A 20,391-nucleotide genomic window follows, 5' to 3' on the forward strand; every position below is an offset into this window, starting at 1 on the left:
GTACCACCGGACGGCGATCGTTCAGCTTCGACCAGCATCCGACGGCACCCCCGTAGCCAAGAGCAACGGCGCCGACAATGATCGCCGCGGGGACGTCGATGTCTTGGGGACTACTCCGCAAGCGCCACCAGGCGATTCCAAGGCAAGCGACGGCTGCAACTGCGTCTACGAACCAAGGTCTCAATCGACGGCCTGATCGACCTGTCATCCGAAGAGACCTCCCACGACCGAACCGCCGACGGCCGATCCCCACAAGGTGCTCGTGTTCTTCTGGAAGAAGTTGAACGCGCCGGAGGGGGTTCGCGGGTGGAAGTAGGGCATCTGCGCAAGGGTATCCACTCCGTGCTGACCCGGGAGGATCCTCCCGCTGACGTACGTGCCCGCCATACCCGTGGCTCCGTTCTGCGCCACAGTGCCGAGATCCACTCCGTCCCCGCTGATCACCTGACTGACTGCCGTCCCGGCCGCCGTTGATGCGCCACTCAGCACCAAGGACGTCCCCTGAGCGAGCGCTCCGGACGCTGAGTACCCGATTTCCTTAGCGATCGTGCCCCCGGCCGGACCAGCCATTCCTCCGGCAGCACCGGACACACCACCGCCGACGACGTCCCCCGCAAACTCCCACCCGTTGCGGATCTGCCAGCCGTTCTTCTGAAGGTTGGTCACACCACCACTCACAGCACCGACCCCTCCGTTGACACCCATGTTGACCGCGACGGCTCGCGCCGCTTGGCCTGCAGGTGCGCCTGCCATGGCAGCCTTGCCGAACATCATTGCTCCGCCACCGGCTGCACCGAGCACGCCGCCCACAGCAGTGTCGACTCCGACTCTGCCCCAATCTACTTTTCCGGTCTGTGCTTTCTGCGACGCCACCGAGACGCCCCCGCTGAGCAACGCCCCAGACGCAGCCATGAGCGCGATTCCAGCAGGGCCGCCGACCCCGGTGAACATGAGCGCGACACCCAGTCCAATCGCAGCACCTGCGGCGACGTACTCCCAGTTGTCGTTCCACCAGCTCCCGGCAGCCGCGATCGCCCCCTGGTGCGCATCCCGGTACGCCTGCAAGTCCTTGTCCGTCGCCGGCCGCAACCCGAGCGGGTCGACGGCGTGCAACGGATCGTTGCCGGCGTACGAGTAGGGGTTCCCCGACCACGCCGCACCCAGGATCGGCGCGAGTGGGTCGACCGACAGGAAGCCCCGCGCCGCCGGGTCGTACACACGGGCGCCGAGCCACTCCAGCCCGGCGATGGACACCCCGCCGGAACCGGTCAGTGCCACCCCCGCGGGCAGTCCGACGTCGGTGACGGCAGCGAGCGCGGCCCACGGATCCGCAGCATCGGTGGCGCGAGCACTGCGCCACGCGGGCCGCGTGACGACATCGCCGATCGCGGTGACACCCCCCGGCAGGTCGAGCAGCGACGTGTCGGCGATGCTGATGAGTGACGGCACGACCGCGGCGGAGTCCCACCACGCCGCGACCCCGGCCACCTCGGCGAGTTCACCCAGGGCATTGACCCAGACGTCGAGCCGACCGGTCTCGGCGTACGCGGCGTCGCGGTCGACGACGGCAGCGAGGTACCCCAGGTCGGACCACGCGTACTCGGTGGTCGAACCGTCGGCGGCGGTCCGTCGGATGCGTCGGCCGAGACCGTCGTGGATGTACTCGGTCCGGCCATCCTTGGTGATCGTCGCGATGATCTGTCCGGCGGCGTCGTACTCGTGGCGCGTCTCGACATTGTCGACGGTCTCGGCGACGAGCCGCCCACGGTCGTCGTAGGCCCACGTCGAGTCCCCGGCGCGGACGAGCTGGCCGGCAGCGTCGTACTCGTACGACACCACTCCGGACGGTCCGTCGATCGCGGTGATCCGCGCGTCGGCATCGCGCTCGATGCGCGTGGTGGTGGCACCGTCGAGCGTCGTCGAGGTGTGCGCGACGAGTGCGCCACCCTCGTACGACCACGACTGCACCAGTTCGCCCGTGGCCGCCTGGACGATGCGACCCGAGGCGTCGTAGGAGAACGTGCCGGCAGGGGCGCCGTCCCGTTCCACCCCGACCACCCGGCCGACGGCATCGCGACGGTAGGTGGTGCGGGTGCCGTTCGGGTCGACCCGAGCCGTGCGGTTGCCGTCGGCGTCGTACTCCCACGCGACGGACTGGTCGCCTCGGGCACGGCGGACGAGCAGGCCACGGCGGTCGTGCTGGAGCTCGTGCTCGATCGTCCGACCGGCACCACGGGTGTGGTCCGTCACGACGACCGTGCGGTGGACGGCGTCACGGGAGATCTCCGACTGCACCGCACCGTCGACGAGCACGGCCCGCGGTCGGCCTGCCGCGTCGTGGGTCCACTCCGTCGTGCGGCCGTCGGGATCCGTCTGGCGGATCTGGCGCCCGGCCGGGTCGTAGGCCGCAGTGGTGGTGCGGTCGAGCGGGTCGGTGACGGCGACCACACGGTCGGCGGCGTCGTACTCGCGTCGAGTGGTCCCGCCGGCAGGATCGGTGATCGTCGCCAGGCGCCCACGCTCGTCGTACTCGAACGAGGCGACCCCGTCGAGACCGTTGACGACCTCGATCAGCTGCCCCGCGGGGTCGTAGCGGAACCGACGACGGCCGAAGCGTGCGTCGTGGCTGGAGACGAGCCTCCCGGCCTGGTCGTACCGGAACCGCGCGGTGCCGGAACCCGGAGTCGTCTGCGTGACCACACGTCCGACGGCGTCGTACGTGACCTCCTCGACCTCGCCGGTGGGCAGGGTCCGGGCCACGACGCGGGAGTCCGCGTCGTAGGCGAGCGTCGTCCGCGCCCCGGCGGCGTCAGTCGCCGCGGTGGGTCGACCGCAGGCGTCGTACTCGTAGGTCGAGCGCGCCCCCGAGGGGGCGACCAAGGCGACGACACGGCCGGCGAGGTCGCGCTCGAGTCGGGTCAGTCCGCCTTCGCCGTCGACGAGTTCGACGGGTCGGCCGGCGGCGTCGTAGGTGATGAGTTCGGAACCGGTCTCGTCAGACGTGGACTCGACGGGTCGGCCGTACTCGTCGAACCGGACGGTCGCGGTGTCGAAGGCGTCGCGCAGGATCGCGACGCCCGTCGCGACGTCGGCCGAGAACTCCTGGCGGACGCCCGTCGGGTCGACGGTCGCCGTCAGCTCGCCGACGACGTCGTACTCACGACGCCAGGTCGCGCCCGCGGAGTCGGTGACGGACTGGAGGCGCGACAACGCGTCGTGCGCGAACGTCCAGACCGCGTCGCCCGGCAATGCGAGCTCCGCCAGGTTCCCCTGGTCGTCGAACGTCCGCGAGACACGCCGACCCAGCGGGTCGGTGGTCGTCGCGAGCTCGCCGTTCGGGGCGTAGTCGAACGTCGTCCGAGCGCCGAGCGGGTCGACGACCGCTGCGATGCGTGAGCCGGCGCCGTACTCGAAGCGCCAGGCCGCGCCGTCGGCGTCACGTCGTTCGACGAGGAGCCCGGCGGCGTCGTAGCGGTACTCGCTCCGTGCGCCGGAGGGGCTGATCGCGGCGACAGGGTGACCGGCGGCGTCGCGCTCGATCCGAGCGGTGTCGCCGACGGCGTTGGTGGTCGAGACGAGCTCACCGAACGCGTCGTGGGAAAGTGTCAGGACCACGCCGGTCGGGTCGACGACGTGGGTGAGGGAGCCGTCCTGCCAGGTCAGCTCCGTCCGGCCGCCGACCGGGTCGACGATGACCGACGGGTCGCGGTCGTCGCCTGAGTACTCGTAGCTCACGACGGCAGCGGCCTCGGTGACGACCGTCGTCACGCGGTCCTGGTCGTCGTACCCGTAGGTCAGGTCACCGCCGGACGGCGTGACGGTGCGGGTCTTCCGGCCGCGGTCGTCGTAGGCGTGGACGGTCACCGAGCCGTCGCGCTCGGTCGCCGACACGAGGTTGCCGTACCGGTCGTAGCTCATCGACTGGCGGCGGTCGTCGGAGTCGATGACCCCGACCAGGCGCCCCTTGGCATCGGCGATGTAGGAGTTCGACCGCGAGCCGTCGTGGTCGGACACCACCGTGACACGACCGGGCAGGTACGCGAACCGCACTGTTCGGCCGTGCGGACTGACCTGCTCGACGACGCGGCGCTGGTCGTCGTAGGTGTTGTCGACCTCGACGACACCGGCCGCGCTGGTGACCGTGGTGATCAGGTCGTCGTCGTTCCAGCCGTAGGTCCGGGTACCGACGGCATCGGTCGCCGTGACGAGGCGGCCCCGGTCGTCGTACCCGTACTCGACCCGGCGGCCGTCGGACGCGCGGAGCACCGCCACCCGGCCGTCAACGTGGTCGATGTCGATCGAGCGACCGCGCTCGTGCACCAGACGCACGACGACGTCGTCACTGTCCCGTTCGACGCGGACCGCGGTACCGGCCCCACCGCGCTGTCCGAGCCACTGCCCGGACGGCGAGAACTCGATGCGCTCGCCCTGGTTGTCGCGGACGACGAGCCGGTCGCCCTCGGCCGCGAGCCAGCGGTTCTCGCCGACGCTTCGGGCCCAGCCCTCACCGTCGCGCGGGAACCGGACCTGGCGGCCGTCGGCGCCGACGAACGACGCGCCTTCGTCGTCGATGAGCAGCCGGGTCTCGAGGATCGACGCCCACCCCGGACCGAAGAGCCCGACGTGCTGGTCGAGGGAGTTGTACATGCGGGTGACCTGCAGTGCTGCAGACGCACCGGTGAACCCGAGATCGAGCTCCGGTTCGAGGAAGTTGCCCGTCGTGGTGTTGACCGGGTCCATCGAGTAGCCGGTCGTCGGCTGGGCCCCGTAGGCCGACGGCGGATCGAACTGCAGGTCGGTGCGGGACTGCGAGACGCCCGCGGCAGCCAGGGCTGCGGCGAGCGCGGCGTCCGAGACCGTGGAGACGGCGCCTTCACCGCCGGCGGCCGCGAATGCATCGGCGATGGTGTTCGCCCAGGTGACGTCCTGGCCGTTGGCGGTGATCCACTGCTCGAAGGCGTTCACCAGGCTCGTCGCGTCGATGTGCCCCCAGGAGCACTTCGACGCGAAGTCGGTGAGCTTGCCGCGCAGACCGGCCGGCTTGCCGTCGAGGGACTGGTTCAGCGTCGACGACCCGGTGGCGAACGAGCGGAGGTCGGCGGGCTTGGCGGACGACGTCCCACCGCCGCCCCCGCCACCGGAGCCGGGGTTCGGCGTCTGGCGCGGAGTGCTCGGTCCGGTCGCCTGGTCGAAGGTCGGTGCGTCCTCGTGGTGGACGGTGGGCGGCACGGGAGCCCCGGCGACCTTGTCGTGCACCCACTCGAAGAAGTTCCGGTCGCCGTACTCCGCTTCCCAGTCGCGGGCTTCCTTGCGACGAGCGTTCTCCCGCTCGGCAGCGGCCTTCATCTTGTCGACCCACCCCGCGACGGTGCGGAGGTTCGCGGCGATCGTCGAACCGTCGGACGCTGCCGTCGACGCGTTCTGCGCGAAGAGCTCGGAGAAGTGCCCGCGGAACTCTTGCGACGCGGTGGTGACGTAGGACTGCCGTGAGCCGGCCTGCCCCTCGATCGACTCGGCCGCGCCGTTCAGCGCCGTGCTGAGTGCGTCAGCCGTGCCGTTGTCGAACTTGACCGGATCGTTGCCGTGCAGGTCAGCCATGGTTCATCCCCCGAAGTCGTACTGGTCGTGCTGGTCACGCGGCCCCACCGACCGCGAACGCCCGGACCGCCGCGAGCGCGACGGTCCGGGCGGAACGAGCGGCTGCTTACGCGCCGCCACCCGCGGTGAAGATGTCCTGCGAGATCTTGTCGAGCTGCGTGCGGAGCTGCTCCAGCTCGGTCTTCGCCTTGTCGAGGGCGGCCTTGGTCTCGGGCCAGGTCGACCCACGGAAGGTCGCCGCGAGCGGGCCGTCCCAGACGTTGGAGTCGGACAGGATCCGGCCCTGGGCGTCGAGCTGCGAGATCTGGTCGGTGAACCCACCGTTGATGATCGACTGCACCTGACGGATGGCGGTCTTGGCCTGCTCGGTCGAAAGGACACGCGACATGATGAACCTCTTTCATTCGTAGCTGCACCCCCGCGCAGTGGAATCCCCCCGGAGGCTCTGACGGAACCCACCATACCCACAATCCGGCGCAGATGTCACCGTTCGTATATCGTGATCGTTCCTCCACAAACAGTCCGTTCACCGCGGGTTTCCACAGCGTCCACCGGAGCCCCTCCGGCCTTGGTGCCCGGGTGGCAGGATGTGGACATGGACACCGAACCGCAGCTCGACGGCGAATCCGTCGCACCCGACCTCGACGACTTCGACGAGGTCGTCGAGATCGAGCACGAGTCGCTGCCGTCGGACCGCTACTTCGACCGCGAGCTGAGCTGGCTCCGCTTCAACCAGCGCGTGCTCGAGCTGGGCGAGGACCGCACGCAGCCCCTGCTCGAGCGGGCGAACTTCCTGGCGATCTTCGCGTCCAACCTCGACGAGTTCTTCATGGTCCGGGTCGCGGGCCTGAAGCGCCGCATCGACACCGGCATCGCCGTGCCCACCAACGTCGGCCGCGCCCCGAGCGACGTCCTGCGCGACATCGCGAAGAAGGCACACGAGCTGCAGGACCGGCACGCCCAGGCGTTCATCGGGTCGCTCAAGCCCGACCTCGACGCCGCCGGCATCCACGTCGAGCACTGGTCCGACCTGGACGAGGCCGACCGGCTCCGGATGCGCGAGTACTTCAACGAGCAGATCTTCCCGGTGCTCATGCCCCTGGCGGTCGACCCGGCGCACCCGTTCCCCTACATCTCGGGGCTCTCGCTCAACCTGGCCGTCCGGGTCCGCAACCCGAAGTCGCAGCGCCAGGAGTTCGCGCGCCTCAAGGTGCCGCAGAACTTCTCCCGCTTCATCAAGCTGCCGGACGACAACTCCGGCCGGATGCGCTTCATCCCCCTCGAAGACCTCATCGCGAACCACCTCGACGACCTGTTCCCGGGGATGGAGGTGCTCGAGCACCACGTGTTCCGGGTCACCCGCAACGAGGACGTCGAGATCGAGGAGGACGAGGCCGAGAACCTCATCCAGGCCCTCGAGCGCGAGCTGCTGCGTCGCCGGTTCGGTCCGCCCATCCGTCTCGAGATCACCGAGGACATGGACCCGGTGACCCTCGACCTGCTCGTGCGCGAACTCGACATCACCGAGCAGGAGGTCTTCCGGCTGCCGTCGCCGCTCGACCTCGGTGGCCTGTTCGAGCTCTCGAAGATCAACCGCCCGGACCTGCACTACCCGAAGCACGTGCCGACGACCCCGGTGCAGTTCCAGCCCGGTGAGCCGAACACGAAGCCCGACCTGTTCCGTGCGATCAAGGCGAACGACGTCCTCGTGCACCACCCGTACGAGTCCTTCGCGACGAGCGTGCAGGCGTTCCTCGAGCAGGCCGCGGCCGACCCGCACGTGCTCGCGATCAAGCAGACGCTGTACCGCACCTCGGGTGACAGCCCCATCGTCGAGGCCCTGATCGACGCGGCCGCCGCGGGCAAGCAGGTCCTGGCGCTCGTCGAGATCAAGGCGCGCTTCGACGAGCAGAACAACATCACGTGGGCCCGCAAGCTCGAGAAGGCCGGCGTGCACGTCGTCTACGGCCTGGTCGGGCTGAAGACGCACTCGAAGCTCGTGCTCGTCATCCGGCAAGAGGGCGGCACGCTCAAGCACTACAGCCACATCGGCACGGGCAACTACAACCCGAAGACCTCGCGCATCTACGAGGACATGGGCCTGTTCACCGCGGACGACACCGTGGGCAAGGACCTGACCCGCCTGTTCAACGAGCTGTCCGGCTACGCGATCGAGAAGAAGTTCAAGCGGCTGCTCGTCGCGCCGTTGCACCTGCGCAAGGGGCTACTCAAGCGGATCCAGACCGAGTCCGACAACGCGCGTGCCGGCAAGCCGTCCGGCATCCGGATCAAGGTCAACTCGATGGTCGACGAGCAGATCATCGACGCCCTGTACCTGGCCAGCCAGGCCGGCGTGCCGGTGGACGTCTGGGTGCGCGGCATCTGCTCCCTCAAGCCGGGGATGGAGGGCGTGAGCGACACCATCCGGGTGCGGAGCATCGTCGGGCGGTACCTCGAGCACTCCCGTGCGTTCGCGTTCCACAACGACGGCGACCCGGCGGTGTTCATCGGCAGCGCCGACATGATGCACCGCAACCTCGACCGCCGCGTCGAGGCCCTCGTCCGGCTGACGGCTCCGGACCACATCGACGAGGTGCTCGCGATGTTCGACCTGGCGATGGCCGACACCGCGAGCTCGTGGCACCTCGAGTCCGACGGTGAGTGGACGCGGCACTCGACCGACGATGACGGTCGCCCGCTCGAAGACGTGCAGAATGTGACGATGCGGAAGATCTCGGCTCGGAAGCGCTCCACTCGGTGAGCGGCGGTCCCTCGGGCCCCGTCCTCGCCGCCGGCGCAGTCGTCTGGCGCGAACAGGACGGCACGCCCCTCGTGCTGCTCATCCACCGCGACCACCACAAGGACGTCTCCCTGCCCAAGGGCAAGGTCGACCCGGGCGAGGCCGTCCCGACGACCGCCGTGCGCGAGATCGACGAGGAGACCGGGTACCGCGTGCACCTCGGCGCCCCGCTCGGCACTGCGGAGTACGTGCTGCCGAACGGCCGCGACAAGGTCGTGCACTACTGGGCCGCCCGCGTCTCGTCGAAGGAGTACGCCCGCGCGGGTGACTTCACCCCGAACCACGAGGTCGCCGCTCTCGAGTGGGTCACGATCGACGACGCCCGCAACCGTCTGACGTACGAGCGCGACGTGGCGATCCTCGACCGGTTCGCCGAGCGCGCCGCCGCGGGCCACCACCGCACGTTCGCCCTGATCGCGCTGCGACACGCGAAGACCGTGCCCGGCTCCGACTGGAACGGCCCGGACGCCACCCGTCCACTCCTGCCCGTCGGTCGTTCCCAGGCCAAGGCCGCCGCGTCGCCCGTCGCCGCGTTCGGCCCGAAGAAGATCGTGAGCAGCACGGCGGCCCGGTGCCTCGCCACCGTCGAACCGCTGTCCGCCACCACGAAGCTCGGCGTCTCGAGCACCCCCGACATCAGCCAGGACGCCCACGACCGCGGCGCCGCCGACGTCAAGGGCATCGTCCGCCGCCGGCTCGACAAGGGCAAGACCGCGGTGCTGTGCTCGCACGGGCCGGTGCTGCCGGACATCATCGCCCGGATCGCCACCGCGACCGCCGACGACTCCGGCCGGTTCGACCTCCGCCGCGCCGCGATGCTCTCGGTCGGCGACTTCTCGGTGATGCACATCGCCGGCGAGACCCTCGTCGCCGTCGAGACGCACCGCAACACGATCCCGGAGTAGCGACCGCACGCCCTGCACCCGGCCACGGACCGGGCGTCCGCCGCGCCCGGAACGCGATCCGCGCCTCCCGGTCGGCACAACCCCTCGTTCACCTTCCGTTCACCAACGCGCGTGATCCCCGTCACCTCGCGTCCCTACAGTCGCTCCCGGGTCGGCACCGGCCCAGGGACCGCAGTGGTCCCACTGCACCCCATCCCCGAAGGGACCCCTGTGAACATCAAGCGAATCGGTTCGATCGCAGCAATCGCGATCGCCGGCGCAGTCGTGCTCTCCTCGTGCGCGGCGAACGAGGACGCGGGCAGCACCGAGTCCTCCTCGAGCAACACCGGCTCCTCGAGCCTCACCGGCACCCTGACCGGCTCCGGCTCGTCCGCCCAGCAGACCGCGCAGGCCACCTGGGCCGCCGGTTTCCAGGACGTCGCCAAGGGCGTCACGGTGAACTACTCGCCCGACGGCTCGGGCGCCGGCCGCAAGAACTTCATCTCGGGCGCCGCGGACTTCGCCGGCTCCGACGCAGCACTGAACGACGAGGAGCTCTCGGGCTCCTTCGACCTGTGCAAGGCCGACACCAAGGCCATCGACATCCCGGTCTACATCTCCCCGATCGCGATCGCCTACAAGGTCGACGGCGTCAGCGACCTGACCCTCGACGCGAAGACCATCGCGGGCATCTTCTCGGGCAAGATCACCAAGTGGAACGACTCGCAGATCGCCGACCTGAACGACGGCGTCGACCTGCCGGACGCGAACATCACGGTCGTGCACCGCTCCGACGACTCGGGCACCACGCAGAACTTCTCGGAGTACGTCTCCGCGAACGCCGGCGACGTCTGGACCGAAGAGCCGAGCCAGACCTTCCCGTACTCGGTCGGTGACAGCGCGAAGGGCACCTCCGGTGTCGCCTCCGCGATGGGCAGCGCCTCCAACGCGATCACCTACATCGACGACTCCGGCGCGGGTGACCTCGACAAGGCGAAGCTGATGGTCGGCGACAAGGCCACCGAGATCTCGGCCGACGGCGCCGCGCAGGTCGTCGCCGACTCGAAGGTCGCCACCGGCCGCGAGGACAACGACCTCGCGATCGACATCGACCGCAAGGACACCGCTGACGGCGCCTGGCCGCTCGTCCTCGTCTCCTACGCCATCGCGTGCCAGGAGTACAAGGACTCGGACAAGGCCGACCTGGTCAAGGGCTTCCTGAACTACGTCGTCTCCGGCGACGCCCAGGACGCTGCGGCGAAGGAGGCCAAGTCGGCCGCCCTGTCGTCCGACCTGGCCGACAAGGCCGCTGCCGCGGTCGACTCCATCAAGTAAGACCCCCAAGCGCCCGGACGCCGGTCCCACCCACCTGACCGGCGTCCGGGCCCTTGCTCGTCGCGACGCGAGCAGCCCGGCTCCACCGCCAGCGCCCGTCCGACCAGCGCCACGCACCACGCACCATCCCCGAACCCGTCGCCTCCCCCGGCGTTCCTCCGACAGGAGTCCCATGACGACCGCACCGGCCCAGCCAGGGGCCACCGTCACCCCGACCAAGCCGAAGGCCGTCGTCCGCGTCGGTGACCGGGTGTTCTCCGCTGCCTCGGTGATCGCCGGCGGCCTCATCCTCTTCGTGCTCGTGCTCGTCGCGGCGTTCCTCGTCTGGCAGAGCATCCCGGCGTTCGCCGCCAAGGTCGGCGACCTGCCGAACAACGCCACGAACTTCTGGGACTACGTCGGCCCCTTGGTCTTCGGCACCGTCTGGTCCGCGCTCATCGCGCTCGTGATCGCGGTCCCGCTCGCACTCGGCATCGCCCTGTTCATCTCGCACTACGCACCGCGACGCCTCGCGCCGGTGCTCGGCTACGTCATCGACCTGCTCGCCGCGGTCCCGTCGGTCGTCTACGGCCTCTGGGGCATCGTGGTGCTGGCGCCGTTCGTGAAGCCGTTCTACGGCTTCCTGAACGAGTACCTCGGCTGGTTCCCGCTCTTCTCCGGCCAGGTGTCCGGCACCGGCCGTACCATCCTGACCGCGTCGATCGTCCTCGCCGTGATGGCGATCCCGATCATGACGGCCGTCATGCGCGAGATCTTCCTGCAGGCGCCCACGCTCAACGAGGAAGCCGCCCTGGCCCTCGGTGCGACGCGCTGGGAGATGATCCGCCTGTCCGTGCTGCCGTTCGCGAAGTCCGGCATCGTCTCCGCGATCATGCTCGGGCTCGGACGTGCCCTGGGCGAGACGATGGCGATCGCCCTGGTGCTGTCGGTCTCGACGAACGTCACCTTCCAGATGCTGACCTCGCAGAACCCCTCGACGATCGCCGCGAACATCGCGCTGCAGTTCGCCGAGGCATCGGGGACCGCCCTGAACGCCCTGATCGCGACGGGCCTGATCCTGTTCGTCATCACCCTGGTCATCAACATGCTCGCGCGGTACATCGTCCGCACGCGGGTCAGCTGAGAGGTCGCACCCGATGTCCCTCGCGCTCCGTCACACCGGCACCGCCGGCAACGTCTACGCCAACGGCAAGCTGCACCGCTCGGTGCCGTGGCTGCTGCTGGTCGGCAGCTGGGTCGCCCTGGTGGCCGTGTTCGCCCTGCTCAACGCCGGCGGTGCGGTCAAGGACTTCAACGTCGTCGCCGCCCTGTTCCTCGGCACCGTCCTGTTCGACGTCCTGATCGTGGTCGTCTCGCGCATCGTCGAGGGCGGTCGTCAGGCCGTCAACCGACTGGTCACGTCGCTCGTCATCACCGCCTTCGTCATCGCGGTCCTGCCGCTGGTGTCGCTGCTCTGGACCGTGATCGCCGACGGCCTGGCCCGCTTCGACGCGAACTTCTTCTCGTACTCGATGCGCGGCGTGATCTCCGAGGGCGGCGGCGCGATCCACGCGTTGGTCGGCACGCTCGAGATCACCCTGTTCGCGGCGCTCATCTCGGTGCCGATCGGGCTGCTCACCTCGATCTACCTGGTCGAGTACGGCCGCGGTGCACTGGCGAAGGGCATCACGTTCTTCGTCGACGTCATGACGGGCATCCCCTCGATCGTCGCCGGTCTGTTCGCGTACTCGCTGTTCGCGCTGTTCCTCGGCCCTGGTGCCCGCTTCGGCTTGGTCGGCTCCGTCGCCCTGTCGGTGCTGATGATCCCGATCGTCGTGCGCTCCACCGAAGAGGTGCTGAAGATCGTGCCGATGGAGCTCCGCGAAGCGTCCTACGCCCTCGGGGTGCCGAAGTACCTCACGATCCTCAAGGTCGTCCTCCCCACGTCGCTCGCCGGCATCACCACCGGCGTCATGCTCTCCATCGCCCGCGTCATCGGCGAGACGGCTCCGCTGCTCGTCACCGCCGGCTTCACCGCGAGCATGAACTACGACCTGTTCAAGGACCCGATGATGACCCTGCCGGTGTACGCGTACACGCAGTACTCGCAGCAGGGCGCCAACCCGCAGCCGTTCATCGACCGTGCCTGGACCGCCGCGCTGGTGCTCATCCTCATCGTGATGGCGCTCAACCTGCTCGCCCGGTTCGTCACCCGACTCTTCGCCCCCAAGCTCTCGCGCTAGCGAACCCACTTCCCCACCCACCAGAAGGATCAACGTGTCCAAGCGCATCGAGGTCGACGGCCTCAACGTCTACTACTCGAAGTTCAAGGCGGTCGAGGGTGTCGACATCACCATCGAGCCCCGCACCGTCACCGCCTTCATCGGCCCGTCCGGCTGCGGCAAGTCCACCTTCCTCCGCACCCTGAACCGCATGCACGAGGTCATCCCCGGCGCATGGGTCGAGGGCTCGGTCAAGATCGACGGCGACGACCTTTACGGCCCCGGGGTCGACCCGGTGCTCGTCCGTCGCCAGGTCGGCATGGTCTTCCAGCGTCCGAACCCGTTCCCGACGATGTCCATCAAGGACAACGTGCTCGCGGGCGTGAAGCTCAACAACAAGCGCGTCTCGAAGTCCGAGGCCGACGACATCGTCGAGCGCTCCCTGCAGGGCGCGAACCTGTGGAACGAGGTCAAGGACCGCCTCGACAAGCCCGGTATGGGCCTGTCCGGTGGGCAGCAGCAGCGTCTCTGCATCGCCCGCGCCATCGCGGTGCAGCCCGACGTCCTGCTGATGGACGAGCCCTGCTCGGCGCTCGACCCGATCTCCACCCTGGCCATCGAGGACCTGATCGAGGAGCTCAAGAAGGAGTTCACGATCGTCATCGTCACGCACAACATGCAGCAGGCCTCGCGCGTCAGCGACAAGACGGCGTTCTTCAACATCGCCGGCACCGGTGCGCCGGGCAAGCTCATCGAGTTCGACGACACCGCCACGATGTTCTCGAACCCGTCCGTCCAGGCCACCGAGGACTACGTCTCGGGTCGCTTCGGTTGATCGCTGTCCGTCCGTCGTGCTGACGGACGACCGGGAGGCCCGATGCACGTCCGCAACGGACGCGCACCGGGCCTTCGTGGTTGCGCTGGGTGCGGGGGCCGTGCGGGGTGCGTGCGTGCGCATGCTCCGACGATCCACGCGTCGATCGTCTCGTGGTTCGTCGCTCGATGCGCACGCAGACGGTGCGTGCGCATGTTCCGACGTTCCACGCGTCGATCGCCTCGTGGAACGACGAAAGGTGCCCACGCATCGATCGCGTGAGCACCTTCCGGGAGGGTCAGGCCGAGGTGGTCGGGACCGCCATGATCGGCGTCGTGGTCGGCTGCTCCGAACCACCGGCCGGCTCGACCGTCATGCCGATCGTCGCACCGTCGGACATCGAGCCCTTCAGCACGGCCGAGTGCACGCCGTCCGCGACACCGTCGACCAGGCCGGCCGACTTGATCGTGCCGCCCTCGTTCTCGGAGCCGATGTACCAGAGCTCGTACGTCTTGCCCTTCGGTGCCTGGGCGACACCGTCGAGGATCACCGCGGACTTGCCGAGGTCGCCCGACCACACGACCGTGGCCGTGCCGCCGCCCTCGACCTTGGTGGTACTGCGTTGGAAGTCCGACGCGGCGTAGATGCGGTCGAGGCCACTCGATGCCTGCGTGGTGCCGGTGCCCGGTCCGTCGGCCGGACCGTTCGCGACGCCGACCCCCAGGCCGACACCGAGGAAGACCACGGCGACCGCAGCAGCACTGGTGAGCATGGCTGCCGGACGCTGGAACCAGCGGCGGCGAGCCTCGGAGGTCGCCCGGCCACCGGCGGTGGAGCCGTCGGCGATCGAGGCGACGTGCCTGGCGGGCTCGGGACGGGCCTCCTGGACGGAGGTCGTGTCGACGGCAGGAGCCGTCTCGGCCAGCGGAGCAGCCTGCGGGGTCGTCGCGATCTGAGCCAGCAGCGACGCGCGGAGCGACGTCGGCGGCTCGATCGGAGCGGCGGCGAAAGCCAGCTGCAACGCGGTCTCGCGCAGCGAGTCGGCCTCGGCCTGGAGTTCGGGCGACGTCGTGAGGACGTCCTCGAGGAGCATGCGCTCATCGTCGGACAGCGCGTCGAGTGCGTAGGAACCCGTCAGCAGGGCGGGGTCGTCGTGTCGTTCGGTCATGAGGTCACCCCCATCTCGTCTCGGAGTCGGATCATCCCGTCACGGAGACGGGTCTTGACGGTGCCGATGGGGACACCGAGTTGTTCGGCCATCTCGCTGTGCGAGAAGCCTCCGTAGTACGCGAGCTGCACGGCCTGCCGCTGGAACTCGGTCAGCTTGGCCAGGGCCCTGCCGACACGTTCGTGTTCGATGCGGATCTCGACCGACTCGGAGACCTGGTCGAAACCGGACTCGAGGTCGCGGATACCGATCTTCGTGTCCCGGTCGTGCGAGGCCTGCGACGCCCGGACCCGGTCCACCGCTCGGCGGTGCGCCATGGTCAGGACCCAGCTGGAGGCGGTCCCGCGCTTCCGGTCGAACCGGGTGGCTTGTTGCCAGACTTCGAGGAAGACCTCTTGCGTGACCTCTTCGGACTGGGCGCGGTCCCGGAGGAGCCGCGTCACGAGTCCGAGGACCCGGCCGGAGAGGGCGTCGTAGAGGTCCGCGAAGGCGGCTTGGTCACCGGAGGCAACCCGCGCCAAGAGGTCGTCCGGCGATGCCTGGGCTGGCTCTGACGAGCTCCAGCGTTCGGTGTCGCTATCCACGAGGGCAAGCATTGCAGGTTTCCCTCCTCTCGGGTGCGTCGGCGACCGGTTGTGGCCGTTCTGTCAGGGGTGCTGCGTGATGCGGTGGTGCTGGTGGTGCTGTGCTGCGGTGGTGCTGTGCTGCGGTCGCGCCCCCGGTAGGACGAAGCCGCCGCGTCGTGCGGTCGAGACGAGAGGCCAGCGTGACCCACAGGGAATTGACCGGCGGATACCGGTCCGGGTCACGCCGGGCCTCTCGCGTTCGTGACGGTCATCAAGTCCGTCACGCTGATGATTCGGCGCGGTGCCCGTGGTGGATTGGATCGGATGCCGAGAAGTTGTCGGGACGCCGCGTCCGGGCCGTCTGCCGGGCACGCCCGGGTCCGGATCTGTCCACCGAGAGTGAACAGGGCAGCAGACTCAGCCGACGGGTCGTAGAGTTGGTGTTGCCGGGCCGCAGCAAGCCCCGGGCTCCAAAATTCGCCGCTTCGAGCGGCCTCGCGCCGAGAGGCGCTTCTGCGGCCCGGTTTTTCTCTGCCGTCTTGCGTCGTCTCGTCTTGCGTCGTCCGGTCTCGCTTCGTCCGGTCTCGCTTCGTGAGCAGAAATGGTCGCTTGCCTCGTTGCGACCCGACATCTTCTGCTCACCGTGCGCAGCCAGCCGGGAGGCCCGGTGCGGGTCCGGCGCGTTCGCTCGCTAGTCCAGGCTCTCGCGACGCCAGAGCGCCGCCGCCTCGGTCAGGTCGGCCGCCAGCTCCGTGAGACGGAGCGCCCGCCGCGTCAGTTCGCTCGCACGATCGGTCGCCGTCAGGTCGGAGTCGTCCGCCACCGCCGTCGCACCGGCCGCGGTCAGCCGGCAGAACGCCGCACCACGGTCGAGCGCCACGGCGAAGTCGCCCGTGTACAGCCCGTGCAGGATGCGGTCCGCCAGGGTGAGGATCTCGGCAGGACCGGTCGGCTGCTCCGCCCCCGCGACGGCCTGGTCGATCGTGCCGATGCGCTCGGTGCCGCGCTGGAAGAAGTACGCGATCTCATCCGGGTTCTGCCGGATCACGGTGCGGACGAGGTACACCCGCCACAGGGCGCCCGGCAGGGTGTGCGCACCCACCCGCGCCCAGAGTTCGGCGATCGCGTCGATGCCGTGCACGTCCGTGTAGGTGACGAGCCGCTCCACCACGGCGGGGTCCGGGTCCTGACGCACCCGGTGCAGCAGCGCGTTCGCGGTCTCGTGCGCGACACGGTTCACGACGGCGGGGTCCTCGCCGCCCTGGATCGCGGCGAACTCGGCATCGGTGAAGTGGACAGGACGGTGGTGATCGCGAGGCACCGCGTCAGTGTAGGCACGGCCGGTGACACGCCCGCCCTCCGTTCGCCCAGAACGCAACGGCAGCGCCGCGGGTACGGTGTCTCGTCGGGAGGCGCTCCTCCCGAACGTGAAGGAGAGGACTCCCCCATGAACCCGTTGCTCATCATCCTGGCCGTCATCGCGGTCATCCTGCTGTTCGTCGGTGGCTTCACCGCGAGCCTCAAGTTCCTGCTGTGGGTCGGCATCGTGCTGCTCATCGTGGCCGTCGTCCTGTGGCTGCTGCGAACGCTCACCGGGCGTCGCGGCTGACCATCGACACCAGGTTCTTCCCAGAGGCCCTCACCCGCTAGCCTTGCGGGTGAGGGCCTCTAGCTCAGTTGGTAGAGCACCGGACTTTTAATCCGAGGGTCGTGGGTTCGAGCCCCACGGGGCCCACACCAAGTGCGTTGTCTAAGATGTGGCGGATGGCACGACGACTCCTCCCCGGCATCGCGCTCGGAGCTATGGCTCTCGGCGTGAGCGGGCTGCTCGTCATCCTGCCGACCGTCTCGAGTGCCTGCCAGCCCGTCACGACGTCGTCGAGCGTCTCCTCCGCCGAGGTCTCCGACGCGATCGCCCCCGGCTCGCACGTGTTGATCGTCGGCGACTCGTACACCTCCGGCCGCGGCTCGACCAGCGGCATCGACGGGTGGGCGCAGGACCTCGCGGCCGACCGGGACTGGAAGGCCACGATCGACGGCTACCCGGGGACGGGCTACGTCGACACCGGCCGCACCGGGTCCTCGCACTACACGTTCGGCCCCCGCCTCGAACGGCACGCCGCGACCGTCGATCCCGAACTCGTCATCGTGCAGGGCAGCCAGAACGACTGGCTCGTCGACTCGTCGGTCCTTCAGGCCCGCGTCGAGAAGACCCTCCGCGACGCCGAGCAGACCTGGCCGGACGCCGTCATCGTCGCGCTCGGGCCGTCAGCGCCGTTGCCGTGGGCGAAGTCGACGGTCGGGGTCGCCTCCTCGGTCTCCGCGGGGGCGGCAGCAGCGGGCGTGCCGTACATCGACGCGCTCGCCGGGCAGTGGTTCACCGCGGCGAACAGCCCGGGCTACGCGGCGATCGACGGCGGACACCTCAACGACGCCGGCTACCAGTACCTGGCGGACCGGGTCTCGGACTCCCTCGACGCACTCGCTGCCTCCGACGACGAACGCTGCGCCTGACCTCGGGTTCGGATTCGGGGTACAAGTCGTCCCCAGCTGGCTCATGGCAGATCCCCTGCACACATCAGCCCGCGCACAGCCGACTGTTGGGCTGCCGCCGATAGTGTCGTTCCCGGATCCGATCACCGGATCCTGCAGCACCGCACCACCACGAACGAACGGGGTACACCGTGATCGAGCCCATCGAAGCCACGCAGACCAGCAGCACCGGGGACGCGCGCCGCATCGTCGAGCTCGCCGCAGCGACCAACACGACGATGAGCAACGAGCTCCTGCTCGACACGCTCCGTCGCAACGCGCAGGTCACGACCCGGCACATCCGCAAGGACTTCATCGAGGTCGCGACGGCCACCGCGGTGCTCGGCTACGTGTGCCGACAGCGCAAGGACTTCATCGCCCTGCGCGGGGACGACCCGGCCTGGGCGCACGAGGTCGGGCGCTACGCCAGCGAATCACTCGCGGTCGAGGCACTCCGCATGCGCCGCGGCTGACCAGCAGCTCCCCGCCACGAACGCCGTCCCCACACCGGGGCGGCGTTCGTGTGTCCAGTGGAGCAGTGAATCCCCGGCCGAAGCGACAGATCCACGGTCGCACCCGCGACAACCCCGCGAAAGCGACTCTGTGCCGCGAACCTTCGGCGGGACGGAGTCGCTTTGGCGGAGCCGGCAGCGTGGGGGCGATCAGGACCAGACGCGGCGGATGCCCCAGGTGCCCGTCCAGGTCTCGTCGGGCTCGAGCCACCGCAGGCCCTCGCCGGAGTTCAGGGCGTTGGCCGGAGCGGTCATCGGCTCGACCGCCACGGCCAGACCCTTCCCGTCGCCGCGGGGGTACTCCCGAGAGGTGAACACCTGCACGTACGGGAACGACGCGTCCTGCCAGAGCTGCACGCCGTCACCCTCGGGGCCGTGCAGCGTCGTGTGACGGACCCCGTCGGCGTCCGGGGTGATGTCGGAGTACGCGGTGTCGAGATCCGCGTCACCGGCACGCAGTCCCCGTCGCAGGTCGAACGAAGTGCCCTCCACCGACACGGACCCGTTCGGCACCTTCTGCTCGTCGACGGTGAAGGCGGTGGCGGCGTCGAGCGTGACGACGAGGTCATCGGCCGGGGCGTCACCGGCGCGCAGGTACGGGTGCGCCCCCACGGCGAAGGGTGCGCGGGCACCGGAACGGTTCGTGATCTCGTGCGTCACCCGGATGCCGTCGTCGACGAGCTCGTGGTGCACCCGGGTCTCGAGCGTGAACGGCCAGCCGTGCTGCGGGTGGATCGTGGCTTCCTGCACGATGCCCGTCTCGGTCTGCGACACCACGCGGTACGGCGCGAAGCGGAGCAGGCCGTGCGACGCGTTGCCGTACTTCGGCTCCGAGATGTCGAGCTGCTGCCGCTTGCCGTCGAGTTCCCAGACCCCGCCGGCGACGCGGTTCGGCCACGGTACGAGCACGATGCCGTTGGCGCCGGGCGGCTGCTCGGTGACGGGGAACGGCTCGGTCAGGTCGAAGCCGGCGACGCGGAGTTCTCGGATGCCGGCGGCGACCTCGGTCACGACGGCCTCGACGACGCCGTCCGGTCCGGCGTGGTGCAGGCGGTACTGGCCACCGGTGGGTGCTGCGGTCATGGGGTGTGGTTCCTTCCGGCTGTGTCCTCGCCGTCCGCGACGACGACCTCGACGCCGGCCGCCCGGATCGTGGCGACCGCGTCGGCTTCGGCCTCGGCGGTGACGACGACGTCGATGTCCTCGAGCGCGCGGACGACCCCGATGTGGGCCCGGCCGAACTTCGACCCGTCCGCGACGACGACGGTACGCCGAGCCGTGGCCGCGAGCACCCGCTTCGCCTCGGTCTCGGGCAGGTTGACGTTGGTCAGACCGTGCGCGACGTCGACACCGGTGCCACCGAGGAACACGACGTCAGCGGCGATCACCGGCAACAGGGTGTTGTTGAACGGTGCGACGAGCGAGTGTTGGAGCGGTCGGAGGGTGCCGCCCGTGACGATCACCGTGAACCGCGGCACGGCGCGCTCGAGGGCCAGCGCGGTCGTCAGCGAGTTCGTGACGACGGTGAGGTCGGACAGCTCCGTGCGGGCGACGAGCGCCTCGGCGACCGCTGCCGGGGTGGTGCCGACGTCGAGCACGACGCACTCGCCGGACCGCACGAGCGCTGCGGCCGCGCGGCCGATGGCGGCCTTGGCCACCTGGTGCTCGACGGCGGTCTCCTCGAAGGGGCGCTCGGTGGACCCGGCCCCGAGGCGGACCGCTCCGCCGTGCACCCGGCGGATCCGGGCCTCCTGGTCGAGGACCGCGAGGTCCTGCCGGACCGTCACCTCACTCGTGCCGAGCGACGCGGCCAGCGCGGCGGTCCGGACCATGCCGGGCGCGCCCTCGACGATGGAGACGATGCGGTCCTGCCGCAGCGGCGCGGGCAGCGATCCGGCCAGGAAGGAGAGGTCGTCATCGGTCACGGCCCTAGTTTCGCTTGCTTCCGAAGCCTTTCGCAACGCTTCGGATCGGCGATAGG

At 69.5% G+C, this 20,391-nt stretch carries 16 protein-coding genes and 1 tRNA gene; 10 read left to right on the forward strand and 7 right to left on the reverse strand.

Annotated features, from left to right (window positions below; translation table 11 throughout):
- Positions 1 to 204 precede the first annotated feature (204 nt).
- Together EDF33_RS00690 and EDF33_RS00695 are read right to left on the reverse strand one after the other, a co-directional pair.
- The gene (locus tag EDF33_RS00690) at positions 205 to 5,598 is read right to left on the reverse strand and encodes a DUF6531 domain-containing protein (RefSeq protein WP_132099075.1); all 5,394 of its coding nucleotides are present in this window, start codon (positions 5,596 to 5,598) and stop codon (positions 205 to 207) included.
- Between the two features lie 106 nt (positions 5,599 to 5,704).
- Complete coding sequence (locus tag EDF33_RS00695) at positions 5,705 to 5,986, reverse strand: hypothetical protein (RefSeq protein ID WP_027466625.1); 282 nt, start codon at positions 5,984 to 5,986, stop codon at positions 5,705 to 5,707.
- Positions 5,987 to 6,193: 207 nt separating this feature from the next.
- Here EDF33_RS00695 and EDF33_RS00700 point away from each other — a divergent pair, with 207 nt between their 5' ends.
- From EDF33_RS00700 to pstB, 6 genes are all read left to right on the forward strand, one after another.
- The gene (locus tag EDF33_RS00700; RefSeq protein ID WP_123293277.1) at positions 6,194 to 8,359 is read left to right on the forward strand and encodes an RNA degradosome polyphosphate kinase; all 2,166 of its coding nucleotides are present in this window, start codon (positions 6,194 to 6,196) and stop codon (positions 8,357 to 8,359) included.
- Positions 8,356 to 9,303 carry an NUDIX domain-containing protein gene (locus EDF33_RS00705; protein ID WP_132099076.1) on the forward strand — a complete coding sequence of 316 codons (948 nt, stop codon included), beginning with the start codon at positions 8,356 to 8,358 and terminating at the stop codon, positions 9,301 to 9,303. Before EDF33_RS00700 ends, EDF33_RS00705 begins: the two co-directional genes overlap by 4 nt.
- A gap of 210 nt (positions 9,304 to 9,513) precedes the next feature.
- Positions 9,514 to 10,617: a phosphate ABC transporter substrate-binding protein PstS gene (gene pstS, locus EDF33_RS00710; RefSeq protein ID WP_123293275.1), complete on the forward strand. Its 1,104-nt coding sequence runs from the start codon at positions 9,514 to 9,516 to the stop codon at positions 10,615 to 10,617.
- A gap of 172 nt (positions 10,618 to 10,789) precedes the next feature.
- Positions 10,790 to 11,740, forward strand: coding sequence for a phosphate ABC transporter permease subunit PstC (gene pstC / locus EDF33_RS00715; protein ID WP_111085280.1), 951 nt, complete (start codon positions 10,790 to 10,792; stop codon positions 11,738 to 11,740).
- Between the two features lie 13 nt (positions 11,741 to 11,753).
- Positions 11,754 to 12,839 (forward strand): phosphate ABC transporter permease PstA, encoded by a 1,086-nt coding sequence (pstA, locus tag EDF33_RS00720; RefSeq protein ID WP_131877513.1) that lies wholly within the window; start codon positions 11,754 to 11,756, stop codon positions 12,837 to 12,839.
- Between the two features lie 34 nt (positions 12,840 to 12,873).
- Complete coding sequence (pstB, locus tag EDF33_RS00725; protein ID WP_111085283.1) at positions 12,874 to 13,653, forward strand: phosphate ABC transporter ATP-binding protein PstB; 780 nt, start codon at positions 12,874 to 12,876, stop codon at positions 13,651 to 13,653.
- A gap of 277 nt (positions 13,654 to 13,930) precedes the next feature.
- Here pstB and EDF33_RS00730 read toward each other — a convergent pair whose 3' ends face one another.
- The 3 genes from EDF33_RS00730 to EDF33_RS00740 all read right to left on the reverse strand — a co-directional run bounded on the left by EDF33_RS00730 (position 13,931) and on the right by EDF33_RS00740 (position 16,687).
- Complete coding sequence (locus EDF33_RS00730; protein WP_132099077.1) at positions 13,931 to 14,800, reverse strand: anti-sigma factor; 870 nt, start codon at positions 14,798 to 14,800, stop codon at positions 13,931 to 13,933.
- On the reverse strand, positions 14,797 to 15,396 hold the full coding sequence (gene sigK / locus EDF33_RS00735) for an ECF RNA polymerase sigma factor SigK (protein ID WP_123340923.1): 600 nt from the start codon (positions 15,394 to 15,396) through the stop codon (positions 14,797 to 14,799). Before sigK ends, EDF33_RS00730 begins: the two co-directional genes overlap by 4 nt.
- A gap of 661 nt (positions 15,397 to 16,057) precedes the next feature.
- Positions 16,058 to 16,687, reverse strand: a complete 630-nt coding sequence (locus EDF33_RS00740) for a DNA-directed RNA polymerase subunit beta (RefSeq protein WP_131877517.1) — start codon at positions 16,685 to 16,687, stop codon at positions 16,058 to 16,060.
- Between the two features lie 126 nt (positions 16,688 to 16,813).
- Between EDF33_RS00740 and EDF33_RS20020 the strand changes: the two genes are divergently transcribed.
- The 4 genes from EDF33_RS20020 to EDF33_RS00755 all read left to right on the forward strand — a co-directional run bounded on the left by EDF33_RS20020 (position 16,814) and on the right by EDF33_RS00755 (position 18,371).
- On the forward strand, positions 16,814 to 16,975 hold the full coding sequence (locus EDF33_RS20020) for a DUF2207 domain-containing protein (protein WP_146249745.1): 162 nt from the start codon (positions 16,814 to 16,816) through the stop codon (positions 16,973 to 16,975).
- Positions 16,976 to 17,028: 53 nt separating this feature from the next.
- Positions 17,029 to 17,101: transfer RNA gene (locus EDF33_RS00745), tRNA-Lys, on the forward strand.
- 29 nt (positions 17,102 to 17,130) lie between these two features.
- Positions 17,131 to 17,880, forward strand: coding sequence for an SGNH/GDSL hydrolase family protein (locus tag EDF33_RS00750; protein ID WP_165918686.1), 750 nt, complete (start codon positions 17,131 to 17,133; stop codon positions 17,878 to 17,880).
- Between the two features lie 170 nt (positions 17,881 to 18,050).
- Positions 18,051 to 18,371 (forward strand): hypothetical protein, encoded by a 321-nt coding sequence (locus tag EDF33_RS00755; RefSeq protein WP_111085292.1) that lies wholly within the window; start codon positions 18,051 to 18,053, stop codon positions 18,369 to 18,371.
- A 189-nt stretch (positions 18,372 to 18,560) separates the two neighbouring features.
- Here EDF33_RS00755 and EDF33_RS00760 read toward each other — a convergent pair whose 3' ends face one another.
- Positions 18,561 to 19,493: an aldose 1-epimerase family protein gene (locus EDF33_RS00760; protein WP_131877521.1), complete on the reverse strand. Its 933-nt coding sequence runs from the start codon at positions 19,491 to 19,493 to the stop codon at positions 18,561 to 18,563.
- The gene (locus EDF33_RS00765; RefSeq protein WP_173168871.1) at positions 19,490 to 20,335 is read right to left on the reverse strand and encodes a DeoR/GlpR family DNA-binding transcription regulator; all 846 of its coding nucleotides are present in this window, start codon (positions 20,333 to 20,335) and stop codon (positions 19,490 to 19,492) included. The genes EDF33_RS00760 and EDF33_RS00765 overlap by 4 nt, the downstream gene beginning before the upstream one ends.
- Positions 20,336 to 20,391: the final 56 nt, after the last annotated feature.

The sequence above is a fragment of the Curtobacterium sp. PhB146 genome (assembly GCF_004342995.1).
In the GTDB taxonomy this organism is placed as follows: Bacteria; Actinomycetota; Actinomycetes; order Actinomycetales; family Microbacteriaceae; genus Curtobacterium.